This window comes from Leifsonia sp. Soil_N53 (assembly GCF_057655165.1).
This window is the reverse complement of the sequence record NZ_JBDGMM010000058.1, coordinates 97,120-120,593: the sequence shown is the minus strand read 5'-3', so window position 1 is coordinate 120,593 and position 23,474 is coordinate 97,120. Positions and strand designations below refer to the sequence as shown.

The following is a 23,474-nucleotide window of genomic DNA, read 5'->3' as shown; positions in this document are numbered from 1 at the left end:
GATCAACGACCTCTACTGGCGCAGCATCGACCGGCCCAAGGTGGCGCACTGGCTGGCCGCCTACGAGATGCTGACTCAGACCCTCACCCCCAACCCGGCCTCCAACTGGGCGCGCGGACTGTCGGATGAGATCCTCGCCGGGGCCCCGAAGGGCTACACCGACGCGGTGCTGGACGACGAGTTCCCGCTGTCGATGTTCTACGAAGCCCTCAACAAGAAGATGGCCGCCGTCATCGAATCCACCTCCGGGATCACCGGGGACAGCGAGGCCTGACCCTGCGTTTCGAGGCGCGGGTCCGTCATGCACCGTCGGTGCGACGACCCGCGCCTTCAGCGTGCAGCCGTACTACCCCGCAACCGCCACCCGCCTCGCAAGGTATTCGACCTCTGCGACCCGTCGCCGCTGGGCGCCCGGCGCGTAGAGGCCGCGATCCACGTCGACGAGTGCCCGCACCGTCGCCGCCAGAGCCGTCACCGACTCCGCCGCCAGGGTGCTCTCCTGCTCCGCCCGGTGCAGCGCCTGGACGTGCCGGCGCAGGCCGCCGTCGAGTGTCAGCAGCCGCGTCCCGTCCGTGGTGGCGGCCGACAGCGCGGGCACGAGGGCGATGCCGATGCCGGCCTGGACCATGCCGCGGAGGGAGTCCGTGCCTGCTCCGCGCAGCGCGATGAGCGGGTCGAAGCCTGCTCCCCCGCAGAGGCGGATCAGGCAGTTGTCGCCGGCCGAGCCTTCCCGGGTGGAGACCCAGGTCTCGGCGGCGAGCTGCTCGATCGTGACGGGGTCGTCTCCGGCCAGGGGATGGGCCTCCGCCACCATCAGGAACAGCTCCTCGTCCAGCAGCGGCGTGACCGTCGCGGCCGCCGGCCAGCGCTGGGGGACGAGGTCGTACTCGTAGACGACCGCCACCTCCAGCAGCGCGTCGCGCAGCTTCGCGACCAGCTCGTCCGGCTCGCCCTCGTCGAGCGCGAGGTCGACGTTCGGGTGGGAGCGGCGGTAGTCGGCCAGGCTGCAGGGCAGCAGGCGCTGGTTCGCGGCCGCGAAGCCGCCGACGCGGAGGCGGCCGAAGCCTCCCGAGCTGAGGCCGCGCATGTCGTCCTCGAGGGCGCCGAGCGCCATCAGGATGTCGTGGGCGCGCTCGGCGAGGAAGAGGGCCGCGGCGGTCGGCCGGATGCTGTGCGCGTCGCGCTCGAACAGCGTCGCCCGGAGGCTGTGCTCGAGAGCCGCGACCTGCTGCGAGACGGCGGACCCGGTGTAGCCGATCTGGCGCGCGGCGTCCGCGAAGGAGCCCGTGCGGACCACGACGGACAGCGTGCGGAGATGGACCGGGTTCAGCATGATCGTCAGGTTCCGTCGGAAGAAGCGGAAGAAGAGGAGAGCGCGCTGACCGGTGAAGCGAGCAGGCTCTCCACGTCCACGCGCCCTCCGGCGGCCGCGAAGTCGCGGTCGACCGCGGCGCGCAGTGCGGGGTCGGCCAGATAGTCGGCCATCGTCGCCGCGAGCCCGATGGCGCTGTCGATCACGGCGGCGTCTCCGAGCGGGCTGACCGCCTGCCGCCCGAAGCGGGCGGTGTGCATGACGATCGGCTGGGGCGAGATGCTGACGGTGGGGTGGATCGAGGGCCGGCGCACGCTCACGTTGCCGAGGTCGGTCGACCAGCCGCCGCCGACGAGGCCGGGCGGATCGAGCACGATCCTCCGGCCGCGCGCCGACAGGTGGGTGAAGTACCGGGCGGCCAGCGCGGCGTTGCTGCGGACCGGGAGGTAGGCGGGGAACGGGTCCCAGCGGACCTCCAGCCGGGTGCCGCTGAGCAGCGCGGCGCCGTCGAGGATGTGCTGCACGCGCGCGGACAGGTCCACGAGCTCGTCGAGGGATTCCGAACGGAGTTCGATCGTCAGCGCGGCCGTCTCCGGAACCACGTTCGTGGCGGCGCCGCCGTTGGTGATGATGGCGTGGAGCCGGTCGGTGGCCGGGATGTGCTGGCGTAGCGCCGCGACGCCCTGGTACGCGGCGACGACGGCGTCCAGTGCGTTGCGGCCCTCGTGCGGAGCGGAGGAGGCGTGCGCCGCGACGCCGTGGAAGGTCGCCTCGACATCCCGGACCGCGAGCGAGGTGAACGACGCGACCTCGTCCGGCCCGGTGAACGGGTGCACCATGACGACCGCGTCGATGTCGTCGAACCCGCCGGCGCGCTCCAGCACCTCCTTGCCGCCGCCGTTCTCCTCGGCCGGCGTCCCGAGGAGCACGACAGAGCCGCCCAGTTCCGCCAGCTGCGAGCTGACGCCGAGGAACGCGCCGACGGCAGCCGCGCAGATGACGTTGTGGCCGCAGCCGTGCCCGACCTCGGGCAGCGCGTCGTACTCGGCGAGCACCGCGACCCGCGGGCCGCCGGCGCCGGACTGCACGCGCAGCGCGGTCGGCATCCCGGACACCCCAACGGTCGGCGCGAACCCGTGCCGGCGGAGGAACTCGGACACGATCGCGGCGGAACGGTGCTCCTCGAACCCGACCTCCGGCGTCGAGTGGATGCAGTGGCTGAGCCCGATCAGCTCGGAGCGCAGCCGTTCGATGGTGTGCTCTACGCCGCGGAGGACGTGGGCGCCGGCGCCGGCGGTGCGGGTCGACGGGGTCGCCGGGACGTCGGAGGGGGAGCTGTCAGCGGACATCGTCGTCTACTCGATTCAGGGCAAGAGTGGAAGCTTTTTCTTACGATAACCCCTAGACTGTCGTAAGTACACCTAATCATGGAAGAATGTGCGCATGACGGACAACTCGCTCCCGGACGTCCCCCGGCTGCGCCTGCTCAGCGAGGTGGCACGCCAGGGTTCGCTCGCCGGGGCGGCGCGGACGATCGGCATCAGCTCGTCCGCGGTCTCGCAGCAGATCAGCATCCTCGAGCGGGAGGCGGGCGTGAAACTGCTCGACCGCTCGCCGCGCGGCGTCGGGCTCACCGGCGCGGGCGAGATCCTCGTCGAGCACGCCCGTCGCATCCTCCGACTGCTGGAGGCCACCCGCGCCGAGATGGACCAGCTCAGCGGAGAGCTCACCGGCCGGGTGCGCATCGGCGCCATCCCGTCGGTCGCACGCTTCGTGCTGCTCCCGGTCGCCGAGAGCCTCGCCGCCGATGCTCCCGACATCGAGCTGACCGTGAACGTCATCGAGCCGGCGGACAGCATCGAGCTGCTGCTCGGCGGTGCCCTGGACATCGCGATCATCGACCTCTACGACAACGTGCCGATGGCGTTCCCCGACTACCTGCACACGACCGAGCTCCTGCACGAAGCGCTCGTGCTCGTCGCACCGCCGACGTTCGACATGCCCGCCAAGGTCCGGCTCGCGGACCTCAAGAACGAGCCCTGGGTGATGCCGGACGAGCTCGGCGCGTGCGGGCAGGCCGTGCGCTTCGCGTGCCGGTCGGAGGGCTTCGAGCCGAACGTCCGCTGGCACACCGCCGACCTGCTGCTCCTGGTCGAGTCGATCTCGCGCGGCCGCGGCATCTCGGTGCTGCCGCCGCTGTCCATCGACCGCGGCGTCGCGCCGGTGAGCATCCACGCCCTCGACCGGCCGCACCTCAGCCGCCGCGTCCTGGCGGTGACCCGCGCGGCCGACGAGCGCCGGCCGATCGTGCGGGCGGTGCTGGACGAGATCCGCCAGGCCGCCGCGACCCAGAAAGCGGTCATCCAGGCGGCGGCCACCGCGGCCGACTGACCCACGCAGCAGCGGCAGCCGAAGGATCCCTTGCGGCAGCACCAGCGACCGACGCCCTCGAAACGGTGCGCGCGGCGCCTCCGACTCGCACACTGGTGATGAATCCCCCACCACCGTTCCGAGGAGAAGGATCATGACCGCCGAACGTCTCATCGCGCAGGTTCCGGGCCACTGGCAGGTGCCCGGTCAGTTCACCATCAACCACAGCCACGGCATCCGGGTCGGCGACATGATCTGGGTCGGCGGCCAGGAGGACCTGGACGAGCACGGCAACGTGCGTCACCCGGGCGACATCGAGGCCCAGTGCCACGCCGTGATGCAGTCCCTGCAGGCGGTCATCGAAGACCTCGGCGGAACGATGGGCGACGTGGTCCAGTTCAACACCTTCTACTCCGGCGAGCTCAGCGTCGAGGAGTGGCAGCGGACGTACGACATCCGGTTCAGCTACTTCCCGAAGCCGGGCCCGACCGCGACCGGCATCCTGATCGGCAAGGAGCTGAACATCCCGGGCATCCGCGTGGAGGTCAACGCCGTCGCCGTCGTCGGCAGCGCCGCCCGCGACGCCGCCCGCCCGACCGTGCCCGTGGTGACCGCGTGAGCAGCCGCACCCTCGGGGTCATCCTGTGCGACCTCGACTCCTACGCCGTCGACGACCTCGACTGCGTCGTGCCCGGCGCACCGGCGATCAGCGACAACCCCGTCGGCTTCTTCGAGAACCCGGACAGCTGGCCCGGCATCCCGGTCTCCTACGCCGTCGCACGCGGGGCCAGGGTCGAGCAGCTCGTCACCGGCGACCCGGTCGCGATCGACGCCTTCTGGCGCGCCAGGGAACGACTCGCGCACTGCTCGCTGGTCATCACCGACTGCGGCTTCTTCTACTACGCCCGACAGGCGGGCCTCCCGACCGGCAACACGCTCACGAGCAGCCTCGACCTCCTCCCCGTCGCCGCCACCCTGACCAACGGGAAGATCGGCGTGCTCACCGTCTCGGCGCCGCTCGCCACCCGGATGCTCGCGGCGGACGAGCTGTTCCCGCGCCTCACGATCGTCGGGCTGGAGGACCAGCCGGGCTGGAACGGCATCCTCACGAACGACCACGCCTACGGCAACGGCTGGGACCTCGACACCCTGCGCGCCGGAGTGGAGGCCGTGCTCGAGCGTGAGTGCGCGCCCGGTGGCCGGCTGGCGAACATCGGCGCCCTGGTGCTGGAGTGCACGCTGCTGCCCGAGTTCCGGCGCGAGATCGCGCAGTACACGGCGGCGCCGATCCTCGACATCGCGTCGTTCGCGGTCAGCGCGCTGGGCCCGGGGTTCGCGGGCGGCGCCGGGTTCGCCGGCGGTACGCGCTTCGCGGGCGGTGACGACTGACGAGTGATGCCCCTCGTCCTCGACCTGCTCGGCACGTTCTTCTTCGCCATCTCGGGGAGCCTGCTCGCCGCGCGGCGCGGCTTCGACATCGTCGGCTCGCTGCTGCTCGGCTCGCTCACCGGTCTCGGCGGCGGTGTTATCCGGGACGTGATCCTCGGCGTCACGCCGAACGCGTTCGCCGACCCGGTCTACCTGGCCCCACCCGTCCTGGCCGCGGTCCTGGTGCACTTCCTGTCCGGCGCGCTCGCGCGGTTCCCGCGGACGCTGCTCGTCTTCGACGGCGGCGGCCTCGCGCTGTTCTGCATCACCGGCAGCGTCATCGCGCTGGAGCACGGCGCCAACCCGGTCGCCGCGGCGGTGCTCGGCGTGACCTCGGCGGTCGGCGGCGGCCTCCTCCGCGACGTCGTGGCCAACCGCGACCCCCGGCTCTTCGACCCGCACGACCTGTACGCGGTGCCGGCGATGCTCGGGGCGGCGATCATCGTGCTCGTCTGGAGCGCGCGTGGCTACAACGCGTGGACCGAGGCCGCCGTCGCCGCCCTGGTCTTCAGCGTCCGGATGCTCTCCCTGCGGTTCCGCTGGCACGTCCCGCTCGCGGCCGCGTCACGTCACACGCCCTCACGCGCGCCCGGCGTCGCGCTCAGCCGGTGTAGGGCCTCAGCTCCGCCAGGACCTCGTTGAGCGCCTCGGTGCTGGAGGGGTGCGTCCAGATCCGGTCGGCACGCACGCGACGTTGATGCAGGTGCCGCCGTACATCGCCGGGTCGCGCTCCACCAGTGCCACGGACCGCCCGGCCGACGCGTAACGCCGCGCGAGCGTCTTGCCCGCCTTGCCCCACCCGACGACCAGCAGGTCGACCTCCAGCTCGGCAGTTGTCACGATGGCCTCCTCGGTCGCTCGGGGTCACCCTACGACCGAGGAGGCCCCGCCGGTCAGGCCTCGGCCATGCGCCCGTCGAGGAACGCCGCCAGCTCGTCCGCCGTCGGGTACGACGCCTGCGCGCCTGCGTGGGCGGCCGCGTGGCCGCCGACGCCGACCGCGAACCGTGCGGCGTCGGCCAGCCGGTCGCCTTCGGCGAGGCGGACGAGCAGCGCGCCCATGAACGCGTCGCCGGCGCCCGTCGTGTCCACCGCGGTGATCCGCACCGCGGCGACGTGCGCGGGAGGCGCGTCGCCGTCCACGATCAGGCAGCCGTCGGCGCCGCGGGTCACGACCGCGCGGGCGATCCCGAGTGCGGCGAACCCGTCGCGCACCGCCGTCGGGTCGGTGTCGACCGCGCCCTCCGGAAGGCCGAGGAGCGCCTCCGCCTCGCCCTCGTTGACGAGCAGGACGTCGGCGACAGGCGCGAGCTCGCGGGCCGCCGCCCCGAACGGCGACGGGTTGAGCACGACGGTCGCACCGGCCGCGCGGGCGCGCTCCGCGGCGGCGCGCACCGTCGCCGTCGGCACCTCGAGGCACAGGCCGAGCACGGCCGCGCCGGCGAAGACGTCGTCGGGGAGGTCCTCCGGCGCGAGCGAGCCGTTGGCCCCGGGGGAGACCACGATGGTGTTCTCGCCGTCGGCGGCCACGGTGATCAGCGCGGTCCCGGTCGCGACGCCGTCCCGCACGGACACGTGCGACGTGTCCACGCCCGCCCCCGCGACCGCGGAGCGCAGCAGCTCGCCGTTGGCGTCGGCGCCGACCGCTCCCACCATTGCGACGTCGCCGCCGAGCCGGCCGGCCGCGACGGCCTGGTTGGCGCCCTTGCCGCCGGCGCCGACCCGCAGGTCGCCGCCGGAGATGGTCTCGCCTGCGCGGGGGAACCGCTCGGTGCGGACGACGAGGTCGGCGTTCAGCGAGCCGACGACGACGATGCGGCCGGCGCTCACCGGACCGGCTCCGGCACGGTCACCTCGGCCGAGGCGGGACGCGGGATCAGGAACGAGACGGCGAGGGCCGCGGCCGTGATGACGGCGCCGAGGATCATTCCGGCAGAGTATCCGGTCGTCGAGTGCCCGAACGACATGATCAGCGTCCCGGCCACGCTGCCGCCCAGGCCGATCCGGAGCAGGCGGCGGTAGCCGTGCGTCGGCGCCAGCCGGCCGGCGAGCGGGGCGACCGCCCAGCACCCGGCGAGCAGGGCCGCGGTGAGGGCGGCGATGCGGACCGGGCGGCCGGTCGGGGCGGAGGTGGCGACGGGGGCGGTCACGCGACGGCCTCCGGGTCGCCGACCCGCTCCAGGGCGTCGACGACCAGTGCCCAGAACCGCTCGCGGTCGAGCTCGAGCGCCGCCCAGGTCGTGCAGTCGTCCGGGGCCGGGCCGCGGCGGTCGGCCACGGTCATCCCGGTGGTCAGGCGCCCCTGCGTCTCGATCGCGATGGGCATCCGCTCGACGCGGACGATCGTGGGGTCGATCACGTACGCGACCGCGCACGGATCGTGGACGGGCGGGCTGTCGAAGCCCTGCACCTCCGAGTAGGCGTGCCCGAAGAAGTCGAGCAGCTCGCCGACGAAGCGCGCGGGAGCCGTGCCGACCGCGGCGATGCTCTCGCGCACCTCCGGGGTGGCGAGGGCCTGGTGGGTGAGGTCGAGCCCGACCATCACGACCTTCCAGCCGGCGCTGAACACGATGTCGGCGGCCTCCGGGTCGATGACGATGTTGAACTCCGCGACCGGGCTCCAGTTGCCGACGTGGACGCCGCCGCCCATCAGGACGACCTGCTTGACGCGCTCCACGATGCGCGGCTCGCGGCGCACGGCGAGGGCGATGTTGGTCAGCGCGCCGGTCGGGACGAGCGTGACGGTGCCGGGCTCGTGCGCCAGCACGGTCTCCACGATGAGGTCGACCGCGTGCCGCCCGTCGAGTTCGATCAGCGGCTCCGGGAGGACGGGCCCGTCGAGCCCGGACTCGCCGTGGATGGCCGGCGCGACCTCGACCGGGCGCAGCAGCGGGCGGTCGGCGCCCGCGGCGAACGGGACGCCGGCGATGCCGGCCACGCGCGCCACGGACAGCGCGTTGCGGGTGACCTTGTCGAGGGTCTGGTTGCCCGCGACGGTCGTCACGGCGAGCAGCTCGATCTCCGGGTTTCCGTGGGCGAGCATGAGCGCGATCGCGTCGTCGTGACCGGGATCGCAGTCGAGGATGATCTTCTCCATCGAGTGGAGCCTCCGCTTCTTCGAGGAACGCAAAACGGTTGATACGCTAAGCCTAAAGCGCTTGACGCGCAACCGGGCCGCCCCTCGATATCATGGGCGGGTGCCGACGCCACCGCCTCCCCCGCCGCGGAAACGGGTGACCGCGGCCATGGTCGCGGAGCGCGCGGGCACGAGCGTCGCGGCCGTCTCCCTGGTGGTGAACGGCAAGCACCGCGGCCGCATCTCCGACGAGAACGCGGAGCGCGTCCGCGCCGCCGTGCGCGAGCTCGGCTATGTGGTCGACAGCACCGCGAGCGCGCTGGCCCGCGGCACGAGCGACGTCGTGGTGCTGCTCGCCCCCGACCTCCCGAACCCGTTCTTCGGCCGCGTCATCACGGCCGTGCAGGAGACGCTGGGCGAGCGCTTCCAGCTCCTGCTCTTCGCGTCGCCGACCGGCGCACAGCCGACCGTGGCGGATGTCCGCCGCCTCGCCGCGCTGCGGCCCGCCGGGCTGCTCGTGTCCGCTCCGACCGCGGCGTTCCTGGACGAGGCGCCCGCGGGCGTCCCGTTCGTCCTGCTCGACGCGCCCGGCCTCGAGGATCGCGCGCCGACGGTCAACTACGACCTCGCCTCCGGCGTGGCCCGACTCATCGCCCACCTCGGCGAGCGCGGCCACACCGTGATCGGCTACCTCGACGGCTCCACCCCGGCCGCCACCTACGAACTGCGCCGCACCCTCCTGGAGGAGGAGGCCGGTCGCCGCGGGATGACGCTGCTCACCTCGCCGCCGGTCCGCAGCCGCCCGGACATCGCGGAGGCGAAGGCGGCGACGGAGGCCGCACTGCCCGGCTGGCGGGCCGCCGGCGCGACCGCGGTGATCGCGGCCTCCGACACCCTCGCCCACGGCGTGCTCGCCGCCTGCGCCCAGGCCGGGCTGCGGGTCCCGGAGGACATCGCGGTCGCCGGCTTCGACGATCTCCCGGCCTCCGCGGTCACCGCGCCCGCGCTCACCAGCGTCGCCCTGCCCGGCGACCTCCTCGGCTCGGTGGCGGCGCGGCTGCTGCTCGCCCTCATCGACGGCGGCGAGGCCCCGGAGACGCACGAGCTCCCCGCCGAGCTCGTCGTGCGCGCGTCCACGGGCTGAGAGTCCGCCGCAGGCCGCGTCATCGTCGGCGTCTCCACTGCTCTCTTCTACGGGGCGGGAGAGGCGAGGAGACGCGATGACCATGCACGACGATCGTCGGTGGGAGGATGCGGCGGGGTGGTCGGTGCGCACGGTCGCCCGCGTCGTTGCCGGCCTGCTCACGCTCGCGCGCGACCGCAGGCCCGTGACCGCCGAGGCCGAGGCCGACGACACGACTGCCCGCCCACACGATCCGGGGAGGCCGGCCGAGGTCGAGCGTCGCGGAACCCTCCGCTGGGCTGTCTGCCCGGTCTGTCCCTGGGAGGGCGGCGACCGCCTCGTCCACTTCGACGCGGTGGCCGACGCCGCCCACCACAATGACGCCGTCCACTGCAACGACGCCGTCCACCGGGCGACCGCCCTGGCCGCGGCAGCCTCAGAACCGGGCCAGCCAGGACCGGGCCATGTTGTACACGCCTGACGCGATGAGGCCCAGCCCGAGCACGACGATGACGGCCCCGCCGAACGGCAGCTCCTGCAGCGCGCCCAGACCACCCGCGAGTCCCGTCGCGGTCGCGGGCTGCATCCGGACCGCCGCGAGCAGGAAGGCCACGCCCGCGAGGACCACGACGACGCCCTTGGCGAGATAGCCCACCGTGCCCAGCACGACGATCCCGCGCCCGGCGGCGCCCGACGGCACGTGGATGTCCTGACGGAAGCCGCGCCGGATCCCCTTGACGAGGAAATGGACGCCCACCGCACCCGTCGCCAGCCCGAGCACGCCCAGCAGGAGCTGGCCTCCCGGTGTCGCGAGGATCCCCGCGCTCGCCTGGCGCGTCGCCGTGCTGGCGTGCGTCGGATGCCCGTCGGCGAACGCCAGCGCGCTGAACCCGAGCACGCCGTAGGCGACCGCCTTGCCCAAGTGCTCCCCGCGGGCGAGCCAGCGGTCGCGCGCCGAACCGGCCCGGACCAGCACGGCCTCGGTCAGCAGCCACAGCGCGAGGGCGAACAGACCGACCGCGGCGATCCAGAGCACGATGAACCCGCCGGGGATCTTCGCGACCTCGTCCAGCGCGCCGCTCTGGTCGGCCTCCCCCACGTGCGCGGCGCCGAGCTGGATGGCCAGGGCGCCGATGAGCAGCTGGATCAGCCCGCTCGCGGCGAACCCGGCACGCGCCGGGATCTCCAGCAGCTTGCTGTCGCCCGCCGTGCGAGCGGCTCTGCGGAGCTGGGCCTTGCCATCGGCGGCAGCGCTCATCGGACGGCCCCCTACGCGTCCTCGTGGACGCTGCGCAGCACCGTCCAGCCGTCGGCCGGAGCGATGGTCAACTCGCCGTCGCTGTCCGGGGAGTGCGCGAAGAACACGGCGGATCCGGGAGTCTCGCCCGGGCCGCCGTAGGTGGAGAGCTCGTCCTCGCCCTCCGGCGACCGGAGGACGTAGGCGCGTTTCTGGACCAGTTCCGCCCAGTCGGCGACCTCGTCTTGCGGGGTATCGGTCATGCGCGGCGCCGGACCCATCCGAAGAGTCCCGCCGCCTTCTGCGGCCGGAACCAGCTCGCGTACACCGCGATCCTGGCCTCCGTCAGCGTGGCGTACCTGCCGAGCGTCCGGCCGTCCGCCGCCGAGGCCGTGAAGCCGTCGTCGAGCTCCTCGATCATGCCGAGGTAGGCGGACGGGGTCTCGGCCACCCACAGCCCGGCGACCGGCTGACGCCAGGCGAGGTGCTCGCTCGGAGCCGGGGCGGCGGCCGTGCGGCGGCCGCGGCGGACCCGGGTCTCCGAGCGGCGCGGAAGCGGTCGTCCTGCCTTTACCGCGATCGTCATGGCGTTCCCTTCGGCTCGGTTGAGGTGGCGTGATCGATGAAGTAACTAGAGCTTCTAGCTAATCCATCGCCGAGGCAAGCTTTCGGAGGGGGGTTGATTCGCCGGGGTTGATCTGCTAGTTCGTTGCGGCGTTTGAACATCTAGGAGTTCACGTAGCTAGATCCACTAGCATTCAACTAGGCTCGACATGCACGACGAACTCGTCGTCAGACTCTCCGTTTTTCGGTGGTCTATCATCTGATCCATGACGACGGACAGGAACAGTCCGGCGCCCCAGCACTGGTACGGCGCCGAGACGGACCGCGCACGGGCCATCGAGGTCCTCGAGCACCTCCGCGGCTACGCAGCGGCCGACACCGCCATGCAACGCCGCTCCGAGAAGGCCATGGGACTGAACGAGAACGACATCTCGGCCCTGCGCTACCTCCTCCGCGCGGACGAGCGCGGCACCACGGTCGGCCCGCGCGAGCTCGCGGAATACCTCGGCATCCAGAGCTCGTCGATCACGGTCCTCCTCGACCGCCTCGAGAAGGCCGGCCACATCCGCCGCGTCCCCAGCCCGTTCGACCGGCGAGCCCTGATCATCGTGCCGACGCCGCCGACCGACCAGGTCGAGCGGGCGATCCTCGGCGACGTGCGCGAAGAGCTGGTCGACGTGGCGTCCAGCCTCAGCACGGAGGACGTCCAGACCGTCGTCGCGTTCCTCGGTCGGCTGCGGGACGCGGTCGATGGGATCAGCACACCCGTCGCGGACGGCGTCGAAACGACCACGTCGACCCGCTGACCGACGCCCGGACTGACCGGCCGCTACGCGACCGGGCTGGGTCGAGCTGAGCCGAGTCCATCAGGACGGAGCTGATCCCGCCGACCCGGCGCGGGACCCGCCCTCTCACGTGGCGGAAAGTGGCCGAATCCCTGTCCGGGAGCGGCTTTCCGGCGCGCGCACGCCCCCGTAGGTTCTTTCCATCCCGCCGCAGCTCCGGCCCGCGCGCACCAGGAATCCGGCTCCCGACCGGACCGCGCCGCGCCGGGCTGCCGGCGATCCCGACATCGTTGGGCCAGCCTCCCGTCCGCGCTCGGCTGCGCCCGGAAGGAACCTCCATGCGCCCGCACGCAGACACCGCCATCGACGACGATCTCGTCGCCCGCAGCCGGGCCGGCGACAACGAGGCGTTCGCCGAGCTCTGGCGTCGCCACGCCGACGCCGGCCGCAGGTTCGCCGCCTCCGTGACCTCCGCTTTCGACCCGGACGACCTCGTCTCGGAGGCCTTCGCCCGCATCTGCCGGACGCTCCGCAACGGGCACGGTCCCGTCCGCGGTTTCCGCGGCTACCTCTACACGACCATCCGCAACGCGTCCGCCTGCTGGGCCGCCGCCCGCCACGAGGTCGCGGTCGAGGACCCGGACCTGTACTACGACGAGCCGTGGAGCGACGACCAGCACGACCGCATCTGGGAGCGCTCCCGCCTCGCCGACGTGCTCGGCTCGCTGCCGGTGCGCTGGCGGGATGCCCTCTGGTACAGCGAGGTGGAGGAGTTGGCACCCGCCGAGCTGGCGGGCCTGCTCGGCGTCTCGCCGAACGCGGCCGCCGCCCTCACCTACCGGGCGCGCGAGGGTCTCCGCCGGGCGTGGGATGCGCACACCACGGAGGCCGCGGACGGGAAGTCCACCGCCGTCGGAGCATCGCCCCGGATCACCGGCGACGTGGCCGCCTGACGACCCACTGACCCGCCGCCCCAACTCCCACAGACCCTTGCGCATCCGAATGTATGCGCATACGGTGCGCGGAGTGATCGCCCCGCGTGAGCCTGTCCCCGCCGGGCGATGGTCGAAGATGACACGAAACGGAGACAGTCCCATGGCCAGGTCCCACCCGCCGCGGCGCTCACGCCGCACCACCGCGATCGTCCGAGCCGGCGCAGTGGCCGCGCTCGCGGTCGCGTCCCTCGCGGCCGCACAGACGGCGACCGCCGCACCGCCCCTACCCCCCTCCGCCCCTCAAGGCATGCAAGGGATGAGCGCCCAGCCGCCACTCACTCCCGCCCAGAAGGCCAGCCTCCTTCAGGTCGCCGAAGACACCTGGAAGTTCTTCCAGAACGACACCGACCCCACCACCCACCTGCCGCTCGACAACCTCGGGCCCGGGACCACGAGGGGCCAGTACACGTCCGCCGCGAACATCGGGACCTACCTGGAGGCCGTGGTCTCGGCCGGCGACCTCGGGATCGTCCCCCGCCCGCAGGAGCGCGCGCTCGTCTCCGCGACGCTCGACACCGTCGCCACCCTGAAGCGCTCGCACGGCTTCCTGTTCCAGTGGTACGACACCACGAACGGGCACACCATCCTGAACCCGGGCGCCGCCGACTGCTCCACCGAGACCACGCCGCAGCAGGACAACTGCTCGTTCCTCTCGGCGGTCGACAACGGCTGGTACGCGTCCGGCCTCTTGGTCGCGCGCCAGGCTCTGCCCGAGCTGCGGAAGCAGATCGACGCGCTCATCGCGCCGATGGACTTCTCGATCTTCTACGACGACCGGGCCCAGACGGACTGCAACACCAACCCGGCCATCGCGGGCAACCAGCCGACCGGGCAGATGTACGGCGGCTACTACGCCGGCCAGGGACCCGCCGGCTACCACAACGGCGCGATCTACAGCGATCCGCGCATCGCGATGTACATCGGGATGGGCCTGCACCAGATGCCCGGCGACGTCTGGTGGCGCACCTGGCGCACGCTCCCGCCGCAGCAGTGCAGCACCGACCCGGACTTCTCCTGGCAGGGCCAGTGGCCGGTCGGCGGCGACTGGCAGAAGTACACCGACCCGCAGAGCGGCAAGGTCTTCAACGTGTGGGAGGGCCACTACACCTTCCCGGGATCGTCGCTGACCTTCCTCCCGACCTGGGGCGGCGGCATGTTCGAGGCGATGCTGGCGAACGAGATCGTCCCGGAGACCACCTGGGGCCCGAACGGCTTCGGCTTGGCGGACGTGCGGACGGCGCAGGTGCAGGAGAAGTACACGACCCAGACCCTGGGCTACCCGGTGTGGGGGATGTCGCCATCGAGCACCGCCGACGACACCGGCGGCTACGGCATCTACGGCGCCACCGGCCAGAAGTTCCCGGCCGGCCAGGCGCTCGCCCAGTGCCCGACCTGCGCCACCGAGGACGTCGTCACGCCGCACGCCTCCTTCACGGCGCTCGGGGTGCTCCCGCAGGACGCGTTCGCGAACATCCAGAAGCTGCGCACGCTCTACCCGGGCAGCTACACCGCGGACGGCGGCTTCTACGACGCGGTCAACCCGGTCACCGGCGCGATCGGCCACCGCCGCCTCGTCCTCGACCAGTCGATGATCATGATGTCGATCGACAACGCCCTCCAGAACGGCGCCATCCGCAAGCACTTCGCGGACGACCCGGTGTCGTGGGCGGCGAAGACGTACCTGGGGATGGAGACGATGACGCTGAAGTAGGGAGTGCGGTCGCGCGCCCTCCCGGTCGAGCACGGCTGCGGCCGGGAGGGTGCGCGATGGCCGACTGGGGAGGACGCTGCCCTGTCACCTCCCTCAGCCGGCGGGCACCGCCGCCCGCCGCACCAGCGCCCGCGCGCCCACTGCCACGTACAGCACCGCGGCCGCGACGAACCCGACCGACATCGCGAACGACAGCCAGTCGCTTCCCGTGAGCATCGTGCCGACGCCGGCGAGGAACGTCAGGACGACCACCACGAAGGCCCAAAGGGCGGCTTGCTGGGCGACGCCCTCGCGGCGGGCGGTCAGCCAGACCCGCACAGCGACCACGAGGATGCCGATCCCGACGAGCGCGTGGAGGCCGAGGACGATGCCGGCGACGACGCGCGCGGCTCCGTCGTTCTCCGCCGGGCTGCCGAGCAGGTTCGCGCCCATCCCGAGCAGGAACTGGGCGGCCAGCGCGGTGAGCGCCTCCCGGGAGCGGCGCACCAGTGCCGCGGGAGGGTTCGCAGCGGCGCGAGGGTTCTGGGCGGCAGGGGATTTCTGGGGCATGGACATCGCGACTTCCCTTTCGGTCGGCGGAACGGACGGCTGCCGCCATTCTGTTCGCGCACCGGCGCCGTGTCATGCGGCCGGTGGAGTACTTGCCGGTACTCCCCCCGGAGTAGGCAGCACCCGCCCCCGGCGACCGCCACGCGCCCGACCGGCCAGCCGCCTCAGGCGACGCGCGGTACCCGGGTCGAGGCGATGGCCCCGGCGACGACGAGCAGGACCCCGAGCACGAGGACGAGCGTGCCCGTCACGAGCCCGGTGTAGTCGGGCGTGAGCGAACGCTGCGTGTACTGCGTGTAGGTGTGCACCGGCAGCGTCAGCATCCGGTCGGCCGAGCGCGCCGCGGCACTGAGCGAGACCTCCGCGATCACCACCCAGGCGACCCCGGCAAGCGCGACGGTCGCTCCGAGCGCGAGCAGCAGGACGACGCCGCTCCGTCGAACGGGTCTCCGGTGGTCATCGGCCATGGGGAGAACGTAGACGACCGGAGACCGGACACGGAAGTCTCCGTCCGGGGCCGACTCACTTCTCCTTCCACCGGCTCCTCCTCGACTTCCTCGGCGGAGCCGGGGTCGGCGAGCGCCGCTGAGGCGGTCGCACCGGCCGCACAGTTGGGGGTTTCCCTCAATTCATCCCCTCCGCCCCGCGGAGGTTGAGGGAAGCCCCCGAAGCCGCGGCGCCGCGGGTGCGGAAAGGTCAGGGGCGGCGACGTCGGTTCATCGCCCCCACCCGGAGAAGGAGCACGATTATGTCCGTCAGCGAACACCCCGCCCGCACCGACCAGGACGACCAGCACAGCGCGGTCAGGCCGTTCACCGTCGACATCCCGCAGGCCGACCTCGACGACATGATGCGGCGCGTGCGGGAGGCCAGGCTGCCCGAACGCGAGACCGTCGACGACACGTCGCAGGGGGTGCGCCTGCAGGTGATCCGCGACCTCATGGAGTACTGGAAGGACCAGCACGACTGGCGTGGTGTGGAGGCGCGGCTCAACAGCCTCCCGCAGTTCGTCACCGAGATCGACGGGCTCGACATCCACTTCATCCATGTGCGCTCGCGGCACGAAGGGGCCCTCCCGATGATCGTCACGCACGGCTGGCCCGGCTCGGTGATCGAGCAGCTGAAGATCGTCGGACCGCTCACCGACCCGACCAGCTACGGCGCGGACGCCGGGGACGCGTTCGACCTGGTCATCCCGTCGCTGCCCGGGCACGGCTTCTCGGGCAAACCCGACCGGCCCGGCTGGGACCCGATCCGGATCGCCCGCGCCTGGGCCGAGCTGATGCGCCGGCTCGGCTACGAACGGTACGTCGCGCAGGGCGGCGACTGGGGCAACGCGGTCACCGAGCAGCTCGCGCTGCTGAGGCCGGAGGGGCTCGTCGGCATCCACACCAACATGCCCGCGACCGTCCCCGACGGCATCCAGGCCGCGCTCGACGCGCACGAGGACCCGCCGGCCGACCTCGACGAGGAGGAGCGCTACGCCTGGGACCAGCTCGCCTTCTTCTACGCGCACGGCCTGGCCTACGCCCAGGAGATGGGCAACCGGCCGCAGACGCTCTACGCGCTCGCGGACTCCCCGGTCGGCCTGGCCGCGTGGATGCTCGACCACGACGCGCGCAGCTACGACCTGATCGCGCGCGTGTTCGCGGGCGGGACGGAGGGGCTGACCCGCGACGACATCCTCGACAACGTGTGCCTCTACTGGCTGACCAACACGGCGGTGTCGTCGGCGCGGCTGTACTGGGAGAGCAAGCTGGCGTTCTTCGCGCCGAAGGGCGTCCCCCTGCCGACCGGTGTGAGCGTGTTCCCGGACGAGATCTACGCCGCCCCGCGCAGCTGGGCGACGGCGGCGTATCCGAACCTGATCCACTTCAACCGGCTCGCGAAGGGCGGACACTTCGCGGCCTGGGAGCAGCCCGAGCTCTTCTCCCAGGAGATGCGGGACACGTTCCGCTCCCTGCGATGAGCGGGACGCCGGCAGATCTCGCGCACATCGTCGCGGGCGAACTGGAGGTCGAGTACGCGGACTCCGGGCCGCGCACCGGGCCGGCCGTGCTGCTCCTGCACGGCTGGCCCTACGACCTGCACGCCTTCGACGACGCCGCGGCGCTGCTGGCCGACGCCGGGTTCCGGGTGCTCGTGCCGAACCTCCGCGGCTACGGCGGCACCCGCTTCCTCGCGGAGGCCACCGTCCGCAACGGCGAGCAGGCGGTGTTCGCGACGGACGCGTTGGCGTTTCTCGACGCGCTCGGCGTCGCCGAAGCGATCGTGGCCGGCTTCGACTGGGGCGCGCGGACCGCGAACGTGCTCGCCGCGCTCCGGCCGGACCGCGTCCGCGGCCACGTCTCGGTCAGCGGCTACCTGATCGGGAGCCAGGCAGCCAACGCCCAGCCGCTGCCTCCCGCCGGCGAGCTCGCCTGGTGGTACCAGTTCTACTTCGCGACCGAGCGCGGCCGGCTGGGCTACGACCGCTACCGCAGCGACTTCGCCCGGCTGATCTGGCGGACGGCCTCGCCACGCTGGGAGTTCGGCGACGCGACGTTCGACCGCACCGCCGCCTCCTTCGCCAACCCCGACCACGTCGCGATCGTCGTCCACAACTACCGGTGGCGCCTGGGTCTGGCCGACGGCGACCCGGCGCTGTCCGGGATGGAGGAGCAGCTCGCGGCCCGTCCGCCGATCGCGGTGCCGACGATCACCTTGGAGGGCGACGCGAACGGCGCGCCGCATCCCGCCGCGGCGTCGTACCGGGACGTGTTCACCGGCCCGTACGAGCACCGCGTCGCGACCGGCGGCGTCGGCCACAACCTTCCTCAGGAGTCCCCGCAGGAGTTCGCCGACGCTATCGTGGCGGTCGAGGGCATGGCCCGGCAGAGTGCGGTGCAGCAGAGTGCGGTGCAGCAGTCGACGGAGGAGGTCCGGCATGGCTGAGACAGGCGACGGCGACGCGCTGGCGGACCCGCGCCGAGCGTTCCGCTCGGTGCTGCACCGACGCCCCGACGAGGACCGCGACCACCTGCCCGACGAAGGCCCGCTCGGCCCGTTCACCCGGGCCACCGCCTGGCTGAACTCGCCGCCGCTGACCCCCGCGCGCCTCCGGGGGCAGGTCGTGCTGGTCGACTTCTGGACGTTCACCTGCGTCAACTGGCTGCGCACCGCGCCCTACCTGCGGGCGTGGCACGCGAAGTACGCCGATGCCGGGCTGACGGTGATCGGCGTCCACACGCCCGAGTTCGGCTTCGAGCACGACCTGGCGACCGTGACGGAGCGGGTGCGAGAGCTCGGGATCGAGTACCCGGTCGCGGTGGACAGCGACTACGGCGTCTGGGGCGACTTCGCCAACCAGTACTGGCCGGCGGTGTACGTCGCCGACGCCGACGGGAGGCTGCGCTACCACCACTTCGGCGAGGGCGAGTACACGATGACCGAGATGGTCCTCCAGGAGCTGCTCCGCGACGCGGGCGCGGCCGGCATCCACGGCGAGCTCGTCGCACCCGACGCCCGCGGCCTGGAGGTCGCGGCCGACTGGGCCACGCTGCGCTCCCCCGAGACCTACCTCGGCTACGGGCAGAGCAGCGGGTTCGTGTCCGAGGACGCCGGCCTCTACGACCTCCCGAGCGTCTACCCCGGCGGTGCGCGCCTCGCCCTGAACGAGTGGGACCTCACCGGCGGCTGGACCCAGACCCGGGACGCGGCCGTCACCGGGGACGCGGGCGGGCGGATCACCTTCGCCTTCCACGCGCGCGACGTCAACCTCGTGATGGGCCCCGCTCCCGGCCGGACGACCGTCCCGTTCCGGGTCCACCTCGACGGGAAGGCGCCGGGCGACGCGCACGGGACGGACGTCGACGCCGGGGGGAACGGTGTGCTCGCCGAGCAGAACACCTACCAGCTCATCCGGCAGCCCGGAGCGATCGCGACCCGGCTGGTCGAGCTGGAGTTCCCGGAAGGGGGCGCGGAGGCGTACTGCTTCACCTTCGGGTGAGCGGAGGCGGGGTGAGCGGAGGCCGGCGGATCACACCACGCCGTGCCGCAGCGCGAACGCGGTTGCCTCGCTGCGCCGCGCCACCCCGATCTTCCGGTAGAGAGAGGTGACGTGGCGCTCCACGGTCCGGTCGCTGAGCCAGAGCACCGCGGCGATCTCCTTGTTGCGGAGGCCCTGGGCGAGCAGCCGGAGCACCTCGGCCTCGCGCTCGGTCAGCCCGAGGGGCCCGCTGGGCTCGGCCGCGGTGCGGGGTCGTCCCGCGTCGCGGACCGTCCGCGCGAGCGCGGCGAGCTCGGGCGCCACCTCGTCGGAGAGCGCGCGGAGCAGTTCCTGCTGGTGGAGCAGGGCGTCCTCGGCTGCGCGGCGTGCGGCGGTCTCCTGTTCGAGCCTCCGCGCGGCATGGATGGCGATGGCCGCCTGCCCGACCGCGACGGTCAGGAGCTTCCGCTCGGTGGCGGTCGGGAAGTCCGGCCGCGGCGCGGAGACGGCCACGATCCCGTTCTCCCACGGCAGCGCGACAGGAAGCGCGACGACCCGCGACGACCCGGCTTCCCCGCCCTCCGGCCCGACCACGACGATCGCGGCGCCGCGCGCGTCCACCCGCCGCAGCATCCGGGTCAGCGCGCCGGGCGGCCGCGCTCCCGCCGGCCGCCACACCTCGATCGGCAGCTCCCGCCCGGCGTCGGCGAGCCGGGCGTACGCGCTGTCGAGCCGGAGCACCCCGAAGAGGACGCTGAGCAAGCCGTTCGCGATCTCCCGCGGCTCGCGGTCCACCCACAGCGCGGGCAGCGCGAGCAGCGCGCTCACGTCGGGCGCCCAGCTCGGGTCCTGCGCCGAGTCGTGCTCCATCCGCCTCCTCCGCCGTGCGGGGGCGACCTGCCCCCGCTCATCGTGAGGCGTGCGGCGGGCGTGCGGCAAGGGGCTCCGCTAGGGCTGACGCCCCAGCACCAGCGACTCCGCAGCGCTCTCGAACCACGTTCCCGCCGCTGGGCCGCCGTTGCAGAAGCCGTCGCTCGTGCCCGGGTGTTTGACCCAGAGCAGCGCGTCGAGTTTGACGGTGGGCGACTCCGTGATCTGCGGGTTCTGGCCGAGCGCCGCGCCCGGCGGGTTGCACCAGTCGCCCGTCCACCCCTTGCCGTTGCGGGAGACGTCGATCACGAAGTGCTTCCAGCCGACGCGCGAGGACACCTTGCCCGCATAGTCGCGCTCGGTCTGGGTGGCGTCGAAGTTGGAGACGTTCGTGAAGAAGCCGCGCGCGTCGGCGACGCCCGCTGCCCTCAGGTAGGACGCCTGCACGTCCGGCGTCAGCCAGCGCGCGTTGCCGCCGTCGAGGTAGGTGGTGATGCCGGCCGCGCCCAGGATGTCGACCGCCGAGTGGAGCAGCGGCAGGCGCGTGTCCGCCACTCCCGCGCACTTCGCGCTCGGGAGCATGGCCAGCGAGTCCGGCTCGATCAGCACGACCGCCCGGCTGCCGGCCAGCGCCGCGGCGATCCGGCGGTTCCAGTCGAGGTACTCGTCGGGCGTGTAGCCGCCGGCGGAGAAGCCACCGCAATCCCGGTCGGGGATCGCGTAGGTCACGAAGACCGGCGTCGCGCCCTGCGCCGCAGCGGCCCGCAGGTGTCGCTGGATGACGCTGAGCAGCAGCGTCGGACTGTACCAGTCGCCCAGCCAGACGGCGGTCGGCTGACTCGCGATCTGCTCGATGAGCGCCGCCCGGGTGGTGTCGCCGGTTGCGGCGAACCAGTCGGCCATCCGCCGGGCGTCGCTGGTCGGGTCGACGTACAGCCGACTGCCGAAGACGGTGTCGTCGGCACTCGCCGACGGGGCCGCGGGCATCAGGAGCGCAGCGGCGGCCAGGGCTGCGCACGTCACGGAGACGATTATTCTGCGCATACCTGCACTATCGGCCGGGTTCGGCAGGAGGACAGGGGGTGAGGGGGATTCGGTCGCGCGGATGAGTGGGCGTTGAGCTCAGCCTCGCCGCCTCAGGGCGACCAGCGCCGCCCCCACCTTCATCATCGGAATCTGGCCGAGCCGGTAATCGCCGCCGCGCCGGAGCCGCCGGGCGAGGTCGGGGCGTTGTTGCCACAGGTAGGCTCGCGCCTTCTCGGCGTGCAGGGAGTTCGGGACGATCGCGATCGAGTCGGTGTCCTCGATGAGTGGGATGGCGTTGGCCGAGCTGCTCGGCGCGGCGTCGCCGCCACCTCCCGGCCCCGCCCTCAGCGGCGGAGCCCCAGGGCTGAGGGAGCGCCGCCGGTCGACCGGCGTGCGGCAGTCCGCGTCCTCGGCGGGAACTGAGCCGCGACGGTCCGGCCCGCGACGAGCAGCCACGCACCGACCAGCAGCAGAAGGAACGCGGCCGCCAGCCAGAGCAGCGCCGGGGACCCGGTGATGATCGCGAGCCCGGTCGCTCCCGTCGCGCAGGTCCCGACCGGGAACGTGAACGACCACCAGGTCAGCGCGAACGGCATCCCGTGGCGTGCGGTGCGGAGGGTGATGACCGTGGCGATCGCCAGCCACAGCAGGGCGAAGCCGAGGATCGGCACCCCGATGAGCACCGAAGCCGTCCGCAGCGGATCGCTCCCGTCGTTGCGGGCGAGCAGGGTCAGCGCGGTGATCGACTGGCCGAGCGGGCCGAGGACGATCCAGAGCGTCGGCATCATCGCGGCCGGGCCGACCTTGTGCCGGGTGAGCCGTCCCCACAGCTGGGCGATGACGAACAGCGACGCCAGCAGGCTGAGCCCGAACATCGCCAGGCAGGCCAGCACCATCGTCTGCCGTGCCGTCCCGTTCAGGTGCGGGAGCAGGAGGGCTCCCGTCGCCGCCGAGACCATCGGGGGGACGACGGGCATCAGCCAACCGCCGAACGCGGATTCGTCCGCCGCCTCGTGGATGGTGAACGCCAGAACCGGGATCGCGACCGCGGTGAGCAGTCCGAGTGCGGTCCCGACGACCCAGAGGAGTTCGTCGACGGTGAGGGCGGCCTGCTCGCCGATGAGGTCCCGGCCGACGAGGAGGGCGCCGGCGCCGACGGTCAGCATCGCCATCGGCGGGGCGCCGTAGAAGTGCGCCATGACCGCGTGCCGGTGATGGGACCGCGCGATCTGCGGATGGCGGAGCCAGTGGATCGCGGTCGCGACCAGCAGGAAGACCAGCATGCCGGCGGCGAGCACCCAGACGGCGAGCGCCGCCGCCCGCACACCCGGGAGCTGGAGGGGGAAGCCCGCTGCGGCGTTCGCGACGATCCCGGTGCCCATGACGGAGGCGAACCAGTTCGGGGTGACCGCGTCCAGGCGGAATCTGTTCATGCCTCCAGCCTCCGGCCGGCGAAGCGGTGGCAGTAGGCTCGATCCGTGACAGCGCTACAACCGTCGCTTGGGGCGGGCACCGAGATCGTGGCCCTCCGGATGCTGTGCCTGGTGTCCGAGCGCGGCTCCCTGTCCGCGGCCGGCGCGGCGCTCGGCGTCACGCAGCAGGCGGTCTCGGCGCGGATGCGCCGGCTGGAGGCCGCCCTGGGGCTGACGCTGCTGGACCGTTCGTCGACGGGGACGCGCCTGACGGCGACCGGGGAGGTCGTGGCTGGCTGGGCGGCCGACGTCGTGGCGGCCGCTGACCGGCTGGAGAGCGGCGCGGCGACGCTGCGGGCCGCGAGACCGGAGGACGCGTCGGTCGCGGCGAGCCTCACGATCGCCGAGCACCTCCTCCCCCGCTGGATCGTCCGCCTCCGGTCGCTGGCCCCCGACGCCCGGGTGGCCGTGACGGCGGCGAACAGCAGCGACGTCTTCCGTCTGATCCGCGCCGGCGACGCTCTGCTCGGCTTCGTCGAGACACCGGAGGCCGCGTCGGGCCTGCGTACGACACGCATCGCGCGCGACGAGCTGATCGTCGTCGCCGCTCCCGACCATCCGTGGGCGAAACGGGGCAGGAGCGGCGTCACCGCTGCCGAACTGTCGGCGACCGCGCTGGTGACCCGCGAGGCAGGATCGGGCACCCGCCTGGCCGCCGATCGCGCCCTCGGTGGTGCCGGGCTGACCCCCGCACCACCCGCGGTGGAGCTCCCGACAGCGGCGGGAATCCGAACCGCCGTCACGTCCGGTCTGGCGCCGGCAGTACTGAGCATCCTGACGGTCCAGGACGACCTCGACTCCGGACGGCTGGTGCGCATCCCGCTGACCGACCTGCGGATCGTCCGCGACCTGCGCGCGGTGTGGCGCCGCGACGTGGATTTGCCCGACACCCTCCGCCGGCTCGTCGCGGTCGCCCGGGGCTTCGACCAGTGAGGTCCTGACGCCGCGCTCACGACCGACCTGGCCGTGGGGTGGTCCGGATCGTGGACC

The 23,474-nt window shown here is 72.8% G+C and carries 28 protein-coding genes; 14 read left to right on the top strand and 14 right to left on the bottom strand.

Annotated features, from left to right (window positions below; all coding sequences use genetic code 11):
* A partial coding sequence (locus AC3A3H_RS09335) for a DUF6421 family protein (protein WP_487614284.1) occupies positions 1-274 on the top strand: 274 nt, incomplete at its 5' end.
* A gap of 72 nt (positions 275-346) precedes the next feature.
* Here the strand turns inward: AC3A3H_RS09335 and AC3A3H_RS09330 are convergent.
* Together AC3A3H_RS09330 and AC3A3H_RS09325 are read right to left on the bottom strand one after the other, a co-directional pair.
* A complete protein-coding gene (locus AC3A3H_RS09330) occupies positions 347-1,333 on the bottom strand; it encodes a LysR family transcriptional regulator (RefSeq protein WP_487614283.1) in 987 nt (328 codons plus the stop codon).
* 5 nt (positions 1,334-1,338) lie between these two features.
* Positions 1,339-2,661 carry a M20 family metallopeptidase gene (locus AC3A3H_RS09325; RefSeq protein ID WP_487614282.1) on the bottom strand — a complete coding sequence of 441 codons (1,323 nt, stop codon included), beginning with the start codon at positions 2,659-2,661 and terminating at the stop codon, positions 1,339-1,341.
* 94 nt (positions 2,662-2,755) lie between these two features.
* On the opposite strand from AC3A3H_RS09325, the gene AC3A3H_RS09320 reads away from it, so the two are divergent.
* The 4 genes from AC3A3H_RS09320 to AC3A3H_RS09305 all read left to right on the top strand — a co-directional run bounded on the left by AC3A3H_RS09320 (position 2,756) and on the right by AC3A3H_RS09305 (position 5,752).
* Positions 2,756-3,703 carry a LysR family transcriptional regulator gene (locus tag AC3A3H_RS09320; protein WP_487614281.1) on the top strand — a complete coding sequence of 316 codons (948 nt, stop codon included), beginning with the start codon at positions 2,756-2,758 and terminating at the stop codon, positions 3,701-3,703.
* A 133-nt stretch (positions 3,704-3,836) separates the two neighbouring features.
* The gene (locus tag AC3A3H_RS09315) at positions 3,837-4,301 is read left to right on the top strand and encodes a RidA family protein (RefSeq protein ID WP_487614280.1); all 465 of its coding nucleotides are present in this window, start codon (positions 3,837-3,839) and stop codon (positions 4,299-4,301) included.
* Positions 4,298-5,071 (top strand): aspartate/glutamate racemase family protein, encoded by a 774-nt coding sequence (locus AC3A3H_RS09310; protein WP_487614279.1) that lies wholly within the window; start codon positions 4,298-4,300, stop codon positions 5,069-5,071. The genes AC3A3H_RS09315 and AC3A3H_RS09310 overlap by 4 nt, the downstream gene beginning before the upstream one ends.
* Positions 5,072-5,077: 6 nt before the next feature.
* Complete coding sequence (locus AC3A3H_RS09305) at positions 5,078-5,752, top strand: trimeric intracellular cation channel family protein (RefSeq protein ID WP_487614286.1); 675 nt, start codon at positions 5,078-5,080, stop codon at positions 5,750-5,752.
* Here the strand turns inward: AC3A3H_RS09305 and AC3A3H_RS09300 are convergent.
* Genes AC3A3H_RS09300 through uriH form a run of 4 tightly spaced genes read right to left on the bottom strand, consistent with a single transcriptional unit; the run spans position 5,729 to position 8,206 of the window.
* Positions 5,729-5,950 (bottom strand): hypothetical protein, encoded by a 222-nt coding sequence (locus tag AC3A3H_RS09300; RefSeq protein ID WP_487614278.1) that lies wholly within the window; start codon positions 5,948-5,950, stop codon positions 5,729-5,731. The genes AC3A3H_RS09305 and AC3A3H_RS09300 overlap by 24 nt on opposite strands.
* Positions 5,951-6,003: 53 nt before the next feature.
* Positions 6,004-6,939 carry a ribokinase gene (locus AC3A3H_RS09295; RefSeq protein WP_487614277.1) on the bottom strand — a complete coding sequence of 312 codons (936 nt, stop codon included), beginning with the start codon at positions 6,937-6,939 and terminating at the stop codon, positions 6,004-6,006.
* Positions 6,936-7,259 (bottom strand): hypothetical protein, encoded by a 324-nt coding sequence (locus AC3A3H_RS09290; RefSeq protein ID WP_487614276.1) that lies wholly within the window; start codon positions 7,257-7,259, stop codon positions 6,936-6,938. Before AC3A3H_RS09290 ends, AC3A3H_RS09295 begins: the two co-directional genes overlap by 4 nt.
* On the bottom strand, positions 7,256-8,206 hold the full coding sequence (gene uriH / locus AC3A3H_RS09285) for a uridine-preferring nucleoside hydrolase UriH (RefSeq protein ID WP_487614275.1): 951 nt from the start codon (positions 8,204-8,206) through the stop codon (positions 7,256-7,258). Before uriH ends, AC3A3H_RS09290 begins: the two co-directional genes overlap by 4 nt.
* A gap of 136 nt (positions 8,207-8,342) precedes the next feature.
* On the opposite strand from uriH, the gene AC3A3H_RS09280 reads away from it, so the two are divergent.
* Entirely contained in the window at positions 8,343-9,329 is a 987-nt protein-coding gene (locus AC3A3H_RS09280; protein ID WP_487614274.1) for a LacI family DNA-binding transcriptional regulator, read from the top strand.
* 76 nt (positions 9,330-9,405) lie between these two features.
* Positions 9,406-9,789 (top strand): hypothetical protein, encoded by a 384-nt coding sequence (locus AC3A3H_RS09275; protein ID WP_487614273.1) that lies wholly within the window; start codon positions 9,406-9,408, stop codon positions 9,787-9,789.
* Here the strand turns inward: AC3A3H_RS09275 and AC3A3H_RS09270 are convergent.
* From AC3A3H_RS09270 to AC3A3H_RS09260, 3 genes are read right to left on the bottom strand one after another with little or no spacing between them, the layout of a single operon-like run.
* Positions 9,745-10,566: a DUF1206 domain-containing protein gene (locus AC3A3H_RS09270; protein ID WP_487614272.1), complete on the bottom strand. Its 822-nt coding sequence runs from the start codon at positions 10,564-10,566 to the stop codon at positions 9,745-9,747. The two genes, AC3A3H_RS09275 and AC3A3H_RS09270, sit on opposite strands and share 45 nt — an antisense overlap.
* 11 nt (positions 10,567-10,577) lie before the next feature.
* A complete protein-coding gene (locus tag AC3A3H_RS09265; RefSeq protein WP_487614271.1) occupies positions 10,578-10,808 on the bottom strand; it encodes a hypothetical protein in 231 nt (76 codons plus the stop codon).
* Positions 10,805-11,131 (bottom strand): hypothetical protein, encoded by a 327-nt coding sequence (locus tag AC3A3H_RS09260; RefSeq protein ID WP_487614270.1) that lies wholly within the window; start codon positions 11,129-11,131, stop codon positions 10,805-10,807. The genes AC3A3H_RS09265 and AC3A3H_RS09260 overlap by 4 nt, the downstream gene beginning before the upstream one ends.
* A 244-nt stretch (positions 11,132-11,375) precedes the next feature.
* Between AC3A3H_RS09260 and AC3A3H_RS09255 the strand changes: the two genes are divergently transcribed.
* The 3 genes from AC3A3H_RS09255 to AC3A3H_RS09245 all read left to right on the top strand — a co-directional run bounded on the left by AC3A3H_RS09255 (position 11,376) and on the right by AC3A3H_RS09245 (position 14,600).
* Positions 11,376-11,915, top strand: coding sequence for a MarR family winged helix-turn-helix transcriptional regulator (locus AC3A3H_RS09255; RefSeq protein ID WP_487614269.1), 540 nt, complete (start codon positions 11,376-11,378; stop codon positions 11,913-11,915).
* A 317-nt stretch (positions 11,916-12,232) separates the two neighbouring features.
* Positions 12,233-12,847: an RNA polymerase sigma factor gene (locus AC3A3H_RS09250; RefSeq protein ID WP_487614268.1), complete on the top strand. Its 615-nt coding sequence runs from the start codon at positions 12,233-12,235 to the stop codon at positions 12,845-12,847.
* Positions 12,848-13,145: 298 nt separating this feature from the next.
* On the top strand, positions 13,146-14,600 hold the full coding sequence (locus tag AC3A3H_RS09245; RefSeq protein WP_487614267.1) for a glucoamylase family protein: 1,455 nt from the start codon (positions 13,146-13,148) through the stop codon (positions 14,598-14,600).
* 93 nt (positions 14,601-14,693) lie between these two features.
* On the opposite strand, the gene AC3A3H_RS09240 is transcribed toward AC3A3H_RS09245, so the two are convergent.
* Entirely contained in the window at positions 14,694-15,155 is a 462-nt protein-coding gene (locus AC3A3H_RS09240; RefSeq protein WP_487614266.1) for a hypothetical protein, read from the bottom strand.
* Positions 15,156-15,313: 158 nt separating this feature from the next.
* Positions 15,314-15,616 carry a hypothetical protein gene (locus AC3A3H_RS09235; protein WP_487614265.1) on the bottom strand — a complete coding sequence of 101 codons (303 nt, stop codon included), beginning with the start codon at positions 15,614-15,616 and terminating at the stop codon, positions 15,314-15,316.
* A 281-nt stretch (positions 15,617-15,897) separates the two neighbouring features.
* Here AC3A3H_RS09235 and AC3A3H_RS09230 point away from each other — a divergent pair, with 281 nt between their 5' ends.
* From AC3A3H_RS09230 to AC3A3H_RS09220, 3 genes are read left to right on the top strand one after another with little or no spacing between them, the layout of a single operon-like run.
* Entirely contained in the window at positions 15,898-17,118 is a 1,221-nt protein-coding gene (locus AC3A3H_RS09230) for an epoxide hydrolase family protein (RefSeq protein ID WP_487614264.1), read from the top strand.
* A complete protein-coding gene (locus AC3A3H_RS09225; RefSeq protein ID WP_487614263.1) occupies positions 17,115-18,083 on the top strand; it encodes an alpha/beta fold hydrolase in 969 nt (322 codons plus the stop codon). The genes AC3A3H_RS09230 and AC3A3H_RS09225 overlap by 4 nt, the downstream gene beginning before the upstream one ends.
* Entirely contained in the window at positions 18,076-19,137 is a 1,062-nt protein-coding gene (locus AC3A3H_RS09220; protein ID WP_487614262.1) for a redoxin domain-containing protein, read from the top strand. The genes AC3A3H_RS09225 and AC3A3H_RS09220 overlap by 8 nt, the downstream gene beginning before the upstream one ends.
* Before the next feature lie 30 nt (positions 19,138-19,167).
* Here AC3A3H_RS09220 and AC3A3H_RS09215 read toward each other — a convergent pair whose 3' ends face one another.
* From AC3A3H_RS09215 to AC3A3H_RS09205, 3 genes are all read right to left on the bottom strand, one after another.
* Positions 19,168-19,986: a helix-turn-helix transcriptional regulator gene (locus tag AC3A3H_RS09215; RefSeq protein ID WP_487614261.1), complete on the bottom strand. Its 819-nt coding sequence runs from the start codon at positions 19,984-19,986 to the stop codon at positions 19,168-19,170.
* 78 nt (positions 19,987-20,064) lie between these two features.
* Positions 20,065-21,009 carry a glycoside hydrolase family 6 protein gene (locus tag AC3A3H_RS09210; RefSeq protein WP_487614260.1) on the bottom strand — a complete coding sequence of 315 codons (945 nt, stop codon included), beginning with the start codon at positions 21,007-21,009 and terminating at the stop codon, positions 20,065-20,067.
* A gap of 347 nt (positions 21,010-21,356) precedes the next feature.
* Positions 21,357-22,445, bottom strand: coding sequence for a TDT family transporter (locus AC3A3H_RS09205; protein ID WP_487614259.1), 1,089 nt, complete (start codon positions 22,443-22,445; stop codon positions 21,357-21,359).
* Between the two features lie 45 nt (positions 22,446-22,490).
* On the opposite strand from AC3A3H_RS09205, the gene AC3A3H_RS09200 reads away from it, so the two are divergent.
* Positions 22,491-23,417 (top strand): LysR family transcriptional regulator, encoded by a 927-nt coding sequence (locus AC3A3H_RS09200; RefSeq protein WP_487614258.1) that lies wholly within the window; start codon positions 22,491-22,493, stop codon positions 23,415-23,417.
* Positions 23,418-23,474 lie beyond the last annotated feature (57 nt).